We start from the raw sequence: 14,418 nt of genomic DNA on the forward strand, positions 1-14,418 counted from the left end.
CTGCCCCATCACTGGCAGCCTGCGGGCTGACGCTTCGCTAACCCGTAGCATATTTCGACATGCTTATTCAAGATGTCATCGCTGGCCGCTTACGTTTCAGGCTCAACCATGCCATACCAACCTTTTTCAGGTAGAGATGTGGGCAGGTCAGCGGGTGTCAGCTTTGGCTATCAGTACCATTACCAGCCAGCCTCCAACTGCTTCCTACAGATGATCGGGTGTTTTGCCCTGTTTGCATGAAGCAGAACCATGGACGATGGCCTTGTCGGCATTACCTCGGGGAAAAACCATGAAATATCGCGGATTGCTTTTCTCCGCTCTGATCGGCGCTGTTGCCAGTGCACGCTCCATGACGCCCATGGCAAGCATTGCGGCTGCACGGCTTCTTGGCCATCGCACGCCGGGAAAACTCGTACTGCTGGACCGTCCTGTATTCACCTATGGCGCCTTGGCCATGGGGGTTGGCGAATTGTTCGGAGACAAGATGAAGACAGCGCCTGACCGCACTGTTTTTCTGGGCTTGCTGGCCAGGGTAAGCAGCGCCGGGATAGCAGGCGCTGCGTTGGCTCCCCATGGTTGCGAACAGGCCGGCGCTGTGACTGCGATTGCAACCGCCGTACCTCTGGCCTACCTGAGTCTGGCCGGCCGTGAACGAGCAATGGCGCGCATGGGCCAGACTCGCAGTGGTTTGATCGAGGACGCGCTGATTGTTGCCCTGGGTGTGACAATTGTGGCGCTGGCGGTCAGGCCGAAAAACGCTTGGTGAACGCATCGAATCAGGCTCAGTGACCAAAGGCCCGGTTTTGTTCGATGGCGGTGAACGCACCCAAAAAAAAAGCCCCTCAGGGCCTTTTTTCTTGTCCAAGGCAAATCGCTTCAGATCAGCGTGACGCCGGTCTTGGCTTGCAACGCTTCCTGAGTAACGCCCGGTGCCAGCTCAACCACCTTAAGGCCCAGGGGCGTCACGTCCATCACCGCCAGGTCGGTGATGATGCGGTCAACTACACCGACGCCAGTCAGGGGCAATGTGCATTTCGGCAGGATCTTCAGGTCGATGGTGCCGTCCTTTTTCTTCGCGACATGCTCCATCAGCACAATCACGCGCTTGACGCCGGCGACCAAATCCATCGCGCCGCCCATGCCCTTGACCATCTTGCCCGGAATCATCCAGTTGGCCAGGTCGCCCTGCTCGCTGACCTGCATCGCGCCCAGGATAGACAGGTTGATCTTGCCGCCGCGAATCATCGCAAAGCTGTCGTGGCTCCCGAAAATAGACGAGCCCGGCAAAGTGGTCACGGTCTGTTTGCCGGCATTTATCAGGTCGGCATCCACTTGATCTTCCGTCGGGAACGGGCCGATACCGAGCATGCCGTTTTCTGACTGCAGCCAGACCTCCTTGTCGCTGGGAACAAAATTGGCGACCAGCGTCGGAATACCGATGCCGAGATTGACATAGAAACCGTCTTCGAGTTCCTGGGCAGCGCGGGCCGCCATTTGGTCTTGGGTCCACGGCATGCTTCAGGCTCCTTGTTGGCCGCTGGCGGCCTTGATGGTGGATGGGACGGGTTCGTCGGCAGTGATAACTGCTGCCTGGGCAATGGCGGCCTGCGCTTCGACCTTGGCGGCGGCGGCATCGACCGGGGCTTGGGTGACGGTGCGTTTCTCAATGCGTTTTTCAGGGCTTGGGTTGTGCACGATACGGTGCACGTAAATGCCTGGCAAGTGCACCTGGTCAGGCTCCATGTCGCCCGTTTCCACGATTTCTTCCACCTCAACCACGCAGATTTTGCCTGCCATGGCCACAGCGGGGTTGAAATTGCGGGCGGTCAGGCGAAACTGCAGGTTGCCGGACTTGTCGGCACGGTGCGCCTTGACCAGTGCCACATCAGGCACCAGGGCGCGTTCCATCACATAGGTTTCGCCGTCGAATTCACGCAGTTCCTTGCCTTCAGCCACCAGCGTACCGACACCGGTCTTGGTGAAAAAAGCAGGAATACCGGCACCGCCGGCGCGCAGCTTTTCGGCCAGCGTGCCCTGCGGCGTAAATTCAAGTTCCAGTTCGCCGGCCAGGTACTGGCGCTCGAACTCCTTGTTTTCGCCCACATAGGACGAAATCATTTTCTTGATTTGCCGCGTCTCGAGCAGCTTGCCCAGGCCGAATCCGTCTACTCCGGCATTGTTGGAAATCACGGTCAGGTTTTTGACGCCGGTATCGCGCAGCGCATCGATCAGCGCTTCGGGAATTCCGCACAGGCCAAAGCCGCCCACAGCGAACAGTTGTCCGTCTTTGACGATGCCCCGAAGGGCTTCTGCAGCAGAGGGGAAAAGTTTCTTCACAAAAATGTCTCCTTGTTTGGTTCAGCCTTCAGGACGCTTTCACGCGCCTGTCCGGTCCATTACGATACTACCTATTGCGCTACGTAGTTTTTCTTAAAGGTTTGTCCTGATGTCAACGGATTACCAACTGGCTTTCGACTTGGCACCGGTGGGGCTTGTGCTGTCCCGCAACCGCTCGATTCTTGATTGCAACCAGCATGTCTGCGAAATGTTCGGCACCACGCGTGAGTATCTGGTGGGCCAGTCTTTCCTCATTCTTTACCCGAGCGCCGACGAGTTCGAGCGCATCGGTGTACGCATGCTTCCTATTTTGAATGCTACCGGCATGTATTCGGACAACCGCATCATGAAGCGGGTCGATGGGCGATGCAAAGACGAAACCTTCTGGTGTCACGTCACAGGCCGGGCACTGAACCGAAGTGTGCCGCATGAATCAGGCATCTGGACGTTTGAAGACCTGAGCGCCAGCCGTCCGGTAACGGCCGAACTGACTGCACGCGAGCGCGAGGTGGCAGCCCACCTGATGCGCGGCCTGACCTCCAAGGAGATCGGCCGCGCCTTGATCATCAGCCACCGTACGGTGGAGATTTACCGTGCACGCCTGATGCGAAAATTCAAGGCATCAACCACGGCCGATCTGGTGCAAAAACTCATGGCTGGGGATTGATGCCCTGCTCTGGCAGAGGTTTTCCGTCTGCTGGGAGCCCGCAAAGCGTTCAGGCCCTCACGCCAGGGATTCAGACGTTGTCGAGATCTGGCTCGCGGCGGATTGATTCACGCGCACGGTGGTCACGCAGTTTGCCAAGGGTGTGTTCAAGCACGCGCTTGAGCTTTTCACTGGCCCCCCGGAAGGCTTCGTCCTGGTTGGCGCCATGGTGGTTGACGGCCACAGGCTCACGGTTGGCGAGCCGGGCCTCCAGCATGCAGCGCTTGTGGTCGGGGCTGACCTTTTCGCCGTTTTCGTCACTCATGTGCACTTCGATGCGGGTGATGTCGTCCTTGTAGCGGCTGAAAGATCCAGTCAATTCGGCGTTCGCCCAGCGTTCGAACGATTCGCCCGTGTCAATACTGTTGTTGGAGTTGATCTGAATTTGCATCTGGATTATTTCCTTTTCTGGATGAAGTGCAGCACTTGGCCAAGCGGCCGTGCGGCACGGTGACACCGCCCAAAAGGCGGAAGCTAAAAACCATTATGGCCCCGCAAGCGGCAAGACCCTGTAGTCCCCATGCCCAGTCCGGATGTTAAGCCTCGACAACGACAGGCGCAAATTGATTTTTAACGCAGCTGCTAGCTAATCAATAGCGTCAAAAGCAGACGGCTATTGCGAAAATTTACCATAAACCTTGAAATTTTGGCACTGCGGCACCATGGCAAAGCTGGATATGAGGTCAGTTTTTCTTTGTTCCATCCACGACTTCAGCGGCCGTGCGAAAGGCCTCGACGGCTGTGGGTACACCGCAATAGACCGCTGCATGCAACAACACTTCCTGCAACTCGGTCGGCGTGGCGCCGTTGTTCAGCGCGCCGCGCAAATGGCCCTTGAGTTCATGCTGCTTGCCGAGCGCCGTCAGCATCGCCACCGTGATCAGGCTGCGGGTTTTGAGGTCAAGGCCGGGGCGCTGCCAGACGTCGCCCCAGGCCTTGGCCGTGATGTGATCCTGAATTGGCCGGGTGAAGTCGGTCACGCCAGACAGAGCGTTGTCGACAAACGCTTCGCCCATGACTTGCTTGCGGGTGGAAAGGCCTTTGTCGTAGGCGTTGTCGGATGTTGGGTTCATGCTGCGGGCTCCTTGCAATGAAAAACCCTCAGCATAGCGGCTGCGGCTGCTCACCCGCCTGTGGCGGCATGTGGCGCATCAGACAACGCCGCCAAGCGTCAGACAAGCTGCGCTAGGATGGCCTGTGCAAGCGCCTTCAGTCCAAACCACGCAAGCCATTCAAACCTTGCAATCGATGGCTTTCGAGGTGGAATTCTTACCCAGCCAACCGGAGACCCGACATGCCACGTTACCCTGCCCCCATGCTCAATGACCTTCCCGATGACATCAGGACCAAAATTCTGGAAGTGCAGGAAAAAGCCGGTTTCGTTCCCAATGTGTTTTTGGCGCTGGCCCGCCGTCCGGCCGAATGGCGCGCTTTTTTTGCCTACCACGATGCGCTCATGCTCAAGGAAGAAAGCGGCAATCCCAACGGGTCGCTGACAAAGGGCGAGCGCGAAATGATCGTCACCACAACGAGCGCGGCCAACGGCTGCCTGTACTGCGTGGTGGCGCACGGCGCGATTTTGCGAATTTATGAAAAGAAACCGCTGGTGGCCGATCAGGTGGCAGTGAACTACCGCAAGGCGGACATTTCACCGCGTCAGCGCGCCATGCTCGATTTTGCGATGAAGGTCTGCCTGCACTCTGACCAGATTGAGGATGCCGACTTCGAGGCCTTGCATACCCACGGCTTTGACGACGAAGACGCCTGGGATATTGCGGCCATCACTGCATTCTTCGGCCTGTCCAACCGCATGGCGAGCTTCAGCGGCATGCAGCCGAACCCGGAGTTTTATCTGATGGGGCGTTTGCCGAAAACACCCAAACCGGCCTAACGCTATTTATTAAATAGCTAAAAACATATGCTGGCATTGCGCTAAGTGCATTTTTCGCTGTATTTTTTAACCCACAGCCCGCAAAGCCAGCACCGCATTCGTTCCCCCAAAGGCAAACGAGCTTGACAGCATGCTGCGCAGCGCCACGCCCTCGCTGGCAGCGTTGGGCACATAGTTCAGGTCGCATGCCGGATCAGCGTGCTGCAGGTGCATGGTCGGCAGCGCCACCGAATGCTGCATCGCCATGAACGACAGCACGCATTCCAGCGCCGACGTCGCGCCCAGCAAATGACCGTGCAGCGCCTTGGTCGCGCTGATCGGGATTTGGGCCGCACGGCTGCCGAACACCGCCTTGATGGCAGCGGTCTCGACGCTGTCATTGGCCGGGGTGCCGGTGCCATGGGCATTGATTGCATCCACTTCGTCTGCCGACATGCCGGCGGATTGCAAGGCGGCGCGCAGGGCGGCCGCCTGGCCGGCGACGCTGGGCCGGGTGATGTGGCCCGCATCGGTGAACAGCCCATAACCCGCCAGTTCGCCGTGAATCGTCGCGCCGCGGGCGAGCGCATGGTCCCAGGGTTCGAGCACCAGCAGGGCCGCACCTTCGCCCATCACCATGCCGCTTCGGTTTTTGGAAAATGGCTTGCACGAAGCAGACGGATTGACCGGATCGATGCTGGCCACGGTGCGCAGCGCTTCCCAGGCTTTCAACGAACCGAAGCAAAGCGGCGCTTCGCTACCGCCGGCCAGCGCGATGTCGATGTCACCACGCGCCACCCGCAGCCAGGCCTCGCCGATGGCAACAGCCGACGATGAGCACGCGGTTGAATAGCTCAGGTTCGGCCCGCTCCAGTTTTGCTCGATGCCGATCCAGGCGGCCGGCGCATTGTGCATGCCCATCAAAACCGTGAAAGGCTTGATGCGGTCGGACTTCTCGCCGTACAGCGTCTGGTAGCCGTCGTCGATGCTGCCAATACCGCCCATGCCAGTGCCAACGAAAACACCGGCGCGCTGGCGATCTGCCTCTGCCAGCATTGGCCGTGCCTCAGCCAATGCCTGCCGCGCCGCCATCAGCGCGAACTGGCTGATCCGGTCCAGCATCCGCAGTTGCGGCGGATCGAAATGGTCGGCACCGTTGAAGGCGACCGTGGCGCCCAGCGGCGCGGACAGCCGGTGGGCGAAAGGAACATCGAGCCGGTGAACGGCAGAGCGTCCCGCGCGCGCGGCAGCAAACGCTTCTGCAGCGCTGTTACCCAGAGGCGACACCACCCCCATGCCGGTAACGGCAACCCGCCTCACGGCACAGTCGAAGAAATGGCTCCCGGCAAGATGCCAGACGACGCTGCGCTTGTTGCGCCAGCTTGGTTCTGCTGCTTGGCCAACAGTCCGTCGATGAAACGCGCCACGTCGCCAACGGTCAGAAGTTGCACCGGCTCGGGCGGCAGGGTGATGCCGAACTCGTCCTCTATATTGAACAGCAGGTCGGCCACACCCAGCGAATCAATGCCCAAATCTTCAAGCGGTGCGTCCGGCGTAAGTTGCGCGGCGTCAAGCTTGTAGTCCTTCATCAAAATGGCGAAAAGCCGGTCGAAGGTCGTGGTGCTGGGCATATCTTTCCTTTGTTTTATACCGGGTCGGGATGGATGGGCTTCACTGCGCATCAGGCCTGGTGGATCGTGTGCTGGCACCCGCTGCCAGCCAGCTTGCCGTGTCAACGCTGATGGCGCACCTGACCTTGCCGCCGCGGCGCGCGCCATGCGTCATCAGCGCGGGCCAGCGACCCAGCAGCCCCAGCCATGGCGATGTCAGCGCGGGCCGCATGGCCAGGTGGGCCAGAGTGGCGGCCAGTCGAAGGCGCGGCGCGAACTGACGACGCCATTCGGCTGCATAGCGAAGGCGCACGCTGGAGTGCCATACGGTGTCGGCCAGGCCGTCATGTGGTGCAGCCGAACGCAGCAGTTGCGCGCACAGCAGCCACGCCGACTGCATCGCCATGCTCATGCCTTCGCCGATGATGGGATGCGCCTCGCCCGCCGCATTGCCGATGCGAAACAGCATGTCGTCAGCGCGCAGCCTGATGCCCGGATCAATCGGCCCGGCGGCCAGCCAGGCGCCCTCGCGTTGCGCCGGACCCAATGCCTGCGCCACGCCGTGGCATGACGCCTTTAAAAAAGCCTCGACCGCGTCGCCTGCACACAGACCCGGATACAAGCGGCGGCAGGCTTCAAGGCGGTCTTGCCGGATGCAGCAGGCCAGCGTGGTGATGCCCTGATCGGCCAGCACCATGCCGCCATAGCCACCGTCGAATGACAGCACCGGCAGCAAGCCGGGCGCCAGGCTGGCATGGCGAAAATTGGCCTTGAACGCGAACAGGTCACCGGGCTGGCGCGCAAGGCGTCGTTCGGCCCGGTCGGTCGGCAAGGGCTCCCATGAACCATGCGCGGCAATCAGCACCGGCGCCTGCAGTTCTTCATGCTGGTCAGAACCGATGGCACGAATTTCGCACGAGTGGTTTCCCACGCTGCCACCAAGCGCTTGTACAGCCCACGGCTGCAGCACCACCGCACCACTGGCACGGGCCTGCGCCAGCAGCAGCATGTCGAGTGTTTCGCGGCCCAGCGCCCTGCCCCAGGCACGCTTCGGCTGGTCTGCCGCCGGCAGGTCGGCAATGAAGGTTCGCGCTCCTTGCATCAGCGCAACCTGGCGCAGTTCAGGTCCTGCGCTGGCGTCAAACTCTGCGCCGATGCCCAGCGCATCGAGCAGCGGCAGGTTGCTGGCGGCCAGGCATTCACCGCAGACCTTGCGACGCGGAAAACTCTGTTTTTCAACCAACGCCACCGACCAGCCAGCCCGTGCCAGCAGCACGGCAGCAGTCGATCCGGCGGGCCCTGCACCCATGATGATGGCGTCGAAGCGGTGATTCATCATGGTGCGCCAGCCCTGCCCTGACCGCTGTGTTTGGCCAGAAAACAGTGGCTGAACAGGCCCGCCGAAGATTCACTGAGGGTCCAGAAAGACGGGTCTCCGGTCCACAGCGCGCTGAGTTCCTTGCCCCTGAATCCGGCATGAACACTCAGCACCGCGTCCTCGCGTGTGACCGCATTGGCGCCCACTGCCCCGACCAGATGGCTGCCTGCCAGCGCCAGCCCCGCGCGGCGCGGCTCGCAAGCCAGAAAACGCCGGGTGCGCGACTCGATCGCCGCCAGCAAGGTGACCAGCTCAGGCCCTTCGAAATGGTGCAAAAACAGATTGGCCACAATGACATCGAAGCGCGTATTTAGCCCGTGCATGCCAGGCAATGGGGTCGAAACCCAGTCGAATACGTCAATCACCTGGGAGCTGGCGGTCCAGCCCAGGCTGGCATAGCTGTCGAGGGTGGAGCGGGTCACCAGGTCCTGTCGGTCGAGCAATGTGATTTCGACTGCCGGCCATTGCGCGCCCAGGGTACGGGCAACGCCCAGCATCAAACTGCCGTCGCCCGCGCCAAGTTCGAGCAGCCGAAGAGGCGCGGTTGGGGGACGCGACGCCAGCAGCCGCTGGAGCGCCCGCGCCATGATGCCGCGCGTGCCCATGAGCCAGTGAATGCGCTGCAGGTCACGGCGTGAGCGCATGGCGGACGGATCGCCCTCAGCCAGTCCATCGAGTGTTTCGGCTGTCACGGTGCGCGGCATGTTCAGCATGCGGGCTGCACTTCCAGCAAGGCGCCATGGCAGCTGAAACCGGCGCCGAAAGACGACAGCCACCACCAGCCGCCCGGTGCACGCTCTTGCAGCGCAGCTTGCAATACGAAATAGACAAAAGCACTGGACAGGTTGCCGTACTCGCGCAGCATGGCGGCGCTGTAGCGCAGATCGGCGGGCGCAAGCTCCAGACGCCGCTCCAGTGCCCGCAGCACATCGCGGCCGCCGGCATGCATGATCCAGGCGCTGATATCCTGGCGGCCAATGCCGGCCCGATGAATCACGGTGCCCAGAACCTGTTGCGCATAATCGGCCGCCAGCGCCGGAACCTCCCGCGTCAGGATGTTGCGCAGCATGCCAGCCCGTTGCTCAAACTTCAGGGCTTCGCGCCGGGATGGCTCCAGCAGCGACGCGCTGTCCTTCCACTCTACCTGCCGACCGGTCGTGCCCGGATTGCGTGACAGGACAGCAGCACCGGCGCCGTCGCCGAAAAGGCAGGCACTGATCAGCACACCGGGGTCATTGTCCAGGTACATTGCGGCACTGCTGACCTCAACGCACACCGACAGCACGCGTTCGCAGACACCCGATTTGAGCAACGCAGCCCCCAGTTGCAAATTGGGCAAGGCTGCAGCGCAGCCTTGGCCGACCAGATCAAACGCCTGGATTTCAGGCCTCAGACCAAGCCGCTCGGCCACATGTCCCGTCAGGCCCGGACACACATAGCCTGTACAGGTGCTGACCACCACCGCATCGATGTCATGAGCCAGGCAACCGGCGTTTTCCAAGGCACGCACGGCAGCCTGTGTAGCCAGCGCTGGCGCATGGTCCAAAAAGCGTTTGTAAAGGGTGTCGGGGTCAATGCAAAACACATCGGCCAGCGAATCGACGGCCAGCCAGCGTGCCTCGATGCCGTTGTCACGCTGCAGCACGGTTCGCGCCACAAAATGCGCACGGGCATCAAGCCGTTCAAACCAGTCAGAATTTTGGAACGCTTCCAGGCACTCGCTCTTTGTATAACGCGAAGCGGGTGTGGCCGTTCCAATTCCGAGAAAAAACATGGTGCAGCTTGCCTTCTTGCGTGACAGACCAGCAGGATACGACCTTTCAAAATTCTGCGCGCAACCGTTTGGAGGCTTCAGGCCGTAGGACAGTGCCGCAAGACCCATCAGCAGTTACGCTGGCGACTTGGTTTAAGGCAAACCGTCAGGAATGGGACTCAAGTCGCTTTCGGCACTGCAACGCCTTGCGTCAACAGGCGCTGCAGGAAGTCACTGATCTAAGCTGTCTCCGATTGCTTTGACTGAATACGACGGCTCCGCACGCGACTCCGGGCTTCACGCAATTGCTGCGTGAAGCCCGGAGTCTTAAGGATCGGATGCAGTTAAAGAGGCAAGGGTTTCAGGTCTTAGCAAGCAAACCGGGACCAGAAATAAGTACTGATGGTCGGGTTATAGCCTGGATTGGCGGAGGTGGCTTTGTACTTGTAGCCATTTGAATACGTCACCACGCTTCCAGCAGGGTATTGCTTGCCTTGAGTCCAGGTCGAGCTGTTGCATGTCGGTGCAGGTGCCGGAGCTGGTGCTGGTGCAACCGCAGGCGCAGGCGCAGGAGCAGAAGACACCGCACAGCTGTATTGCGACCAGAAATAGCTGCTGATGATCGGGTCGTACCCTGGATTGGCAGACTTGGCGATGTACTGTTTGCCATTGGAGTAGGTCACGATACTGCCGGCAGCATATTGCTTGCCTTGAGTCCAGGTCGAGCTACTGCATGCTGGGGCGGGTGCCGGAGTTGGTGCCGGAGCAGGGGTGAATACAGGAGCAGATGACGCTGCACACATGTATTGCGACCAGAAATAGGTGCTGATGGTCGGGTCGTACCCTGGATTGGCAGAATTGGCGATGTACTGTTTGCCATTGGAATAGGTCACGATACTGCCGGCAGCATATTGCTTGCCTTGAGTCCAGGTCGCGCTGCTGCACGCGGGAGCTGGTGTTGGCGAAGCCGTTACTGGCTTCGGTGTTGGTGTTGGTGTTGGTGTCGGTGTTGGTGTTGGTGTTGGTGTTGGTGTCGGGGCAACGGAATCAGCAGCTGTCTTGAAGATGTTCAAGAACTGGTAGTTAGACTGTGCGACGCCACTGAACGAACTCAGATCGGTCGAAGCATTCGTGGCTTGCGCCCGATCGCGCTGGAATGACCAATAGGAAAGCAGGCCAATTCCATTGGCTTTGGCGAAGTCGGCAATGGTTTTTGCATCAACCAGCGAGAAAGTCGAACCGTCATCGTTCTTTCCGATCATTGGCGTCAAGCCCATCATGGCATGCAACTGCGCCTGGGTCTTGTTTGGATACAGGGTTGCCATCTGGCTGACCGCAGAACGGAAGGTCATGATGGACGCCTGAGCTAATGTGGAAGGCACCACCATGGTCCTGAGGTTTTCAAGGCCAAAGCTCATGGACATCACATTGACCATGCTGATTCGGACACCTGCGGCGATCGTCGACCTCAGCAGATCCATCGAATTGTTGTCTACACCGCGCAGCCAGCCAGGCAAGGTGAATGACGTGTAGAGATCCGGGTACTTGGCCTGAAGGCGAACCAGTACACGCGTCCTGCGGGCAGTGCCTTCGACATCAAGCAACTGATGGCCTTCGACATCCCAGTCAATCCGGCGAGTTCCCGAATCAAGCATCAGCTTTTCCAGCATGTTGAAAAGCTGGTTGTCGTCCTTGCACGCAATTTCTGCATACACGCCGTTTTGCCCACCGAAAGAAATAATCAGTTGTCCACCTGAACCGACATAAGTGCGTGCATCCGGCAGTTTGTTGAGCAAGTCTTGATCCAGCGCGCAACTTCCCTTTGTGATGGCGAAGGCGAGCGTCGCACTGTCCAGGCCGGCTACTCGTTTAGCTTCAGTGAGGGTATCGCCGCCCCACGCATGAAAGTAAGGGGCAATTTCAACCGCACTGGCTGATTGACCCAAGCTAATCAGGACCGCAGCAGTAGCAGCTGCAGCAATTTTTGAGAAGTTACGTTTTTGCATAAAAATCCATTCAAATGTAAAAGTTGCCAAAATTTCGCTGAACAAAAAATCAACCGAAGCGGTCGTTTTCACTTTTGAAGTGATTTCGATCTGCTTGATAAGAGTCTTAATGCTTGGTAAATCACCAATCAACCTTGCCAGTTCTTTCAAAAACCTGGCTTTAGTTCAAAACCTGGCTGAATCTTAATAGGTACCCAAACCCATTAAATTTACATATTTTTGGATTCAAGGAGAATTCACCTACACAAAAAGTAGTCCTTGTCTTACAAAAAATTTAAGATTTTTAAAAAATTTTCAAAAAACGAAAAATTAAAAACTTTTCCATCATCAAATTTTTTCAATTCTCAAAAAGGCTTTTTTGCAGAGACTTTGGTTTTTTCAGAGCAAAAAAAATCAGGCTTTCCCCTATGAAAGCAACAATTAACAAGCTTAAAAAGCTCAAAACCAAAACAAGTAACAAAGAGTCTATAAATTATCATTTTGTAAAAAACTTACAACTTATTTTTTTATGGGAAATCTATAAAAAAATTTTATAAAAACAATAACTTTTTTGTTTTAATTAGTAAAAATAATTTTTTAATGCAAAAGACCATTAGTTACAAGTAAACATAAGGTAACAAATTAACACCTTTTATCAAAAAAAACAAAGATTTAAATTAGCAAACTGATAAATGTAAGAATTTGTTTCGTATTCCTACTCGCCTGTAGGCAAATTCCGATTGGGAAGGACAGGTTTTTGCTATGAGAAAGAAAGAGCCAAAGCTTTTCATCCTGAAAACAGTCGCTTGGCGCAGGGCGTACGAGGTGTCAGATCACCGTCAACAAACTGATTCATGGGGCGCTGTGGTGACTAAGCAAGATCGGCGAACAATTGGGTTTGGCGCGACGTTATTGGTGGCTGGCAGCGTTGCCTGCGGCCTTATTGATTGACTCCAACACAGCACAGTGTTGATGGCACCGCTGGTTGGTCCTGGTCAAGCGAGACCTCAATAATTAGGTGCTGCGCATTACGAAAGCCGAAGAGACATGATTTATGGTGTCGGAAATGACGGCCATGGCGGGAGCAGTCCGCGCAATATGAACACGGGAAAACCGGGCTGGTCCGGCCAAATGATTGATGCTTTTTTTGATTTCGCCAAGCCGCACTGGTCAACAGCGAAAAGTATCCCGTGGGGTGCATGGACCAGACGCACCGGCAGTTGATTCGTCAAACCCGCGAATTTATTGCCGCAGCGTCTGGGCGGTCCGGGCGCCATGTCTGCGAATACAAACGCTGCGGCCGGTGCAACATCTTTCTGGCCAGCTGGTGGCTGGCCGGCAGGCGACTGACCAAGGCGCACCGAGCGCCGGACCAAACTCGACTGGGCGGTGTTTGTGCAGGACATCGCCGCAAGCTCCCCTGATGCGCAGAGCATCACGCTGGTCATGCATAACCTCAACACGAACACCCCGGGCTCGCTGTACGGGGCGTTTGTCCCCGGCCAGGCCAAGGCGCTGTGGGGCCGCTTCGAGTTCGTCTACACCCACAATCACGGCAGCTGGCTGAACATCGCAGAAATCGAGAAAAACGTCATGGTGGGCCAGTGCATGGACCGGAGCATCGACAGCATCGAGACTGTGCGAAGCGAAGTCGCTGCCTGGCACGCTCGCAGCGACAACCTTCAGGGCAAAGGCAACTGGCAATTCACGACCAAAGATGCACGCGTCGAACTCAAACGCCTTTATCCGACAACTTCGTCAAGAAGCGACAACGGTCCGAATCAACTGTTCTTCAGTCAAACAGCACACATTCAACAAGTGAAGCGATACCGTAACAACCTCCAAAAAAAATCGACATAAACCTGAGGAAAACAGAAAAAATCCAGACTATTAAAAACTCTTACAGTTTTTTTGATAGCTACACATACAAGTGCAGCAGGCGGATAATGGCTTTTTGATACCTAAATCAGTCTTGTATCAGCTGACGTATCCAGTCAGGCAGGTTTTTTGCTTTTTGCGCGGGAAAATCAACCCAGATAGTGGTCGCACCGCCAGCGGCGCAAATGACCCCAGGCTGTTCAGCACGTTCCATCGTCGCCCAGCTTTCAAAAGTCGTTCGGCCTGGGTCGCTGACAAACATCCTGATCAGCACCTCGCCTGGGTATTCAAGCTGTTTGTAGAAATTGCAAAATGCATTGACGATGACCGGCCCTTCTCCCTTCGGATCAGGCTTGCACCCAATGGCATGCATCCAGTCAATGCGGATAGTTTCCATGTAACGAAAGTAGGTTCCATTGTTCAGGTGTCCCATGGCATCCATGTCGCCCCAGCGAATGGCAATACGCATTTCATGAACCAGTTTTTTCTTCTCGGGTATTTCAATTTTCATGGGTCGGTAGTTTGTAAAAGGGCTCAAAGACGAACCCGGAAGAATGCCAAAAAATGTCGAAATCCAACCGTGCACAGATATCAATCTGTATCGGTGTATTTCAGTAGTCATTTCAGACAAAAGAATACAACAAGGCAAACTGCGTTTTATTTTCTGTAAATTGACCGCGCAACACGCCGAACAGTGCCGAAAGCACCAGTGCCCGATACAGCGATGACGCAAACCCCACCTTGACTGAGCAAGTTTCAAAAGCGAGATTGCCCGACAGATTTGAGAACGGATTGAACTCGCTTAGCAGGCTGCTGAAATACCTCCCAGGTGGTCCACGCCCCCAACCCCTGGGACGTTTTAGCTTGATACCGATTCACTGACCCAGCCAGAGCCCACTTC

At 57.2% G+C, this 14,418-nt stretch carries 15 protein-coding genes and 1 pseudogene; 5 read left to right on the forward strand and 11 right to left on the reverse strand.

Going from position 1 to position 14,418, the window contains the following annotated elements; all coding sequences use genetic code 11:
• Nucleotides 1-289: 289 nt before the first annotated feature.
• Nucleotides 290-766, forward strand: coding sequence for a hypothetical protein (locus IWX87_RS19095; protein WP_196865089.1), 477 nt, complete (start codon nucleotides 290-292; stop codon nucleotides 764-766).
• 110 nt (nucleotides 767-876) lie between these two features.
• Here the strand turns inward: IWX87_RS19095 and IWX87_RS19100 are convergent, their stop codons facing one another.
• Both IWX87_RS19100 and IWX87_RS19105 read right to left on the reverse strand, forming a co-directional pair.
• Complete coding sequence (locus IWX87_RS19100; protein ID WP_196865090.1) at nucleotides 877-1,515, reverse strand: CoA transferase subunit B; 639 nt, start codon at nucleotides 1,513-1,515, stop codon at nucleotides 877-879.
• A gap of 3 nt (nucleotides 1,516-1,518) precedes the next feature.
• Nucleotides 1,519-2,337: a CoA transferase subunit A gene (locus tag IWX87_RS19105; RefSeq protein WP_196865091.1), complete on the reverse strand. Its 819-nt coding sequence runs from the start codon at nucleotides 2,335-2,337 to the stop codon at nucleotides 1,519-1,521.
• Nucleotides 2,338-2,446: 109 nt separating this feature from the next.
• On the opposite strand from IWX87_RS19105, the gene IWX87_RS19110 reads away from it, so the two are divergent.
• A complete protein-coding gene (locus IWX87_RS19110; protein WP_196865092.1) occupies nucleotides 2,447-3,004 on the forward strand; it encodes a PAS and helix-turn-helix domain-containing protein in 558 nt (185 codons plus the stop codon).
• Nucleotides 3,005-3,074: 70 nt separating this feature from the next.
• Here IWX87_RS19110 and IWX87_RS19115 read toward each other — a convergent pair whose 3' ends face one another.
• A complete protein-coding gene (locus IWX87_RS19115) occupies nucleotides 3,075-3,434 on the reverse strand; it encodes an HPF/RaiA family ribosome-associated protein (protein ID WP_196865093.1) in 360 nt (119 codons plus the stop codon).
• Between the two features lie 292 nt (nucleotides 3,435-3,726).
• A complete protein-coding gene (locus IWX87_RS19120; RefSeq protein ID WP_196865094.1) occupies nucleotides 3,727-4,116 on the reverse strand; it encodes a carboxymuconolactone decarboxylase family protein in 390 nt (129 codons plus the stop codon).
• Between the two features lie 221 nt (nucleotides 4,117-4,337).
• Here IWX87_RS19120 and IWX87_RS19125 point away from each other — a divergent pair, with 221 nt between their 5' ends.
• Nucleotides 4,338-4,934, forward strand: a complete 597-nt coding sequence (locus IWX87_RS19125; RefSeq protein WP_196865095.1) for a peroxidase-related enzyme — start codon at nucleotides 4,338-4,340, stop codon at nucleotides 4,932-4,934.
• A gap of 66 nt (nucleotides 4,935-5,000) precedes the next feature.
• Here IWX87_RS19125 and IWX87_RS19130 read toward each other — a convergent pair whose 3' ends face one another.
• From IWX87_RS19130 to IWX87_RS19155, 6 genes are all read right to left on the reverse strand, one after another.
• On the reverse strand, nucleotides 5,001-6,233 hold the full coding sequence (locus IWX87_RS19130) for a beta-ketoacyl-[acyl-carrier-protein] synthase family protein (RefSeq protein ID WP_196865096.1): 1,233 nt from the start codon (nucleotides 6,231-6,233) through the stop codon (nucleotides 5,001-5,003).
• Nucleotides 6,230-6,544 carry an acyl carrier protein gene (locus IWX87_RS19135; RefSeq protein ID WP_196865097.1) on the reverse strand — a complete coding sequence of 105 codons (315 nt, stop codon included), beginning with the start codon at nucleotides 6,542-6,544 and terminating at the stop codon, nucleotides 6,230-6,232. The genes IWX87_RS19130 and IWX87_RS19135 overlap by 4 nt, the downstream gene beginning before the upstream one ends.
• A gap of 40 nt (nucleotides 6,545-6,584) precedes the next feature.
• Complete coding sequence (locus IWX87_RS19140; RefSeq protein WP_231374928.1) at nucleotides 6,585-7,862, reverse strand: NAD(P)/FAD-dependent oxidoreductase; 1,278 nt, start codon at nucleotides 7,860-7,862, stop codon at nucleotides 6,585-6,587.
• The gene (locus IWX87_RS19145; protein WP_231374929.1) at nucleotides 7,859-8,614 is read right to left on the reverse strand and encodes a methyltransferase domain-containing protein; all 756 of its coding nucleotides are present in this window, start codon (nucleotides 8,612-8,614) and stop codon (nucleotides 7,859-7,861) included. Before IWX87_RS19145 ends, IWX87_RS19140 begins: the two co-directional genes overlap by 4 nt.
• Nucleotides 8,608-9,675, reverse strand: a complete 1,068-nt coding sequence (locus IWX87_RS19150; protein WP_196865098.1) for a type III polyketide synthase — start codon at nucleotides 9,673-9,675, stop codon at nucleotides 8,608-8,610. Before IWX87_RS19150 ends, IWX87_RS19145 begins: the two co-directional genes overlap by 7 nt.
• A gap of 347 nt (nucleotides 9,676-10,022) precedes the next feature.
• Entirely contained in the window at nucleotides 10,023-11,810 is a 1,788-nt protein-coding gene (locus tag IWX87_RS19155; RefSeq protein WP_196865099.1) for a hypothetical protein, read from the reverse strand.
• A 108-nt stretch (nucleotides 11,811-11,918) separates the two neighbouring features.
• On the opposite strand from IWX87_RS19155, the gene IWX87_RS19160 reads away from it, so the two are divergent.
• The gene (locus IWX87_RS19160) at nucleotides 11,919-12,071 is read left to right on the forward strand and encodes a hypothetical protein (protein ID WP_196865100.1); all 153 of its coding nucleotides are present in this window, start codon (nucleotides 11,919-11,921) and stop codon (nucleotides 12,069-12,071) included.
• Between the two features lie 749 nt (nucleotides 12,072-12,820).
• Nucleotides 12,821-13,400: pseudogene (locus IWX87_RS19165) on the forward strand (transposase); the annotation flags it as partial.
• 205 nt (nucleotides 13,401-13,605) lie between these two features.
• Here the strand turns inward: IWX87_RS19165 and IWX87_RS19170 are convergent.
• Nucleotides 13,606-14,028: a thioesterase family protein gene (locus IWX87_RS19170; RefSeq protein WP_196865103.1), complete on the reverse strand. Its 423-nt coding sequence runs from the start codon at nucleotides 14,026-14,028 to the stop codon at nucleotides 13,606-13,608.
• Nucleotides 14,029-14,418: the final 390 nt, after the last annotated feature.

This window comes from Polaromonas sp. CG_9.7 (assembly GCF_015752205.1).
In the GTDB taxonomy this organism is placed as follows: domain Bacteria; phylum Pseudomonadota; class Gammaproteobacteria; order Burkholderiales; family Burkholderiaceae_C; genus Polaromonas.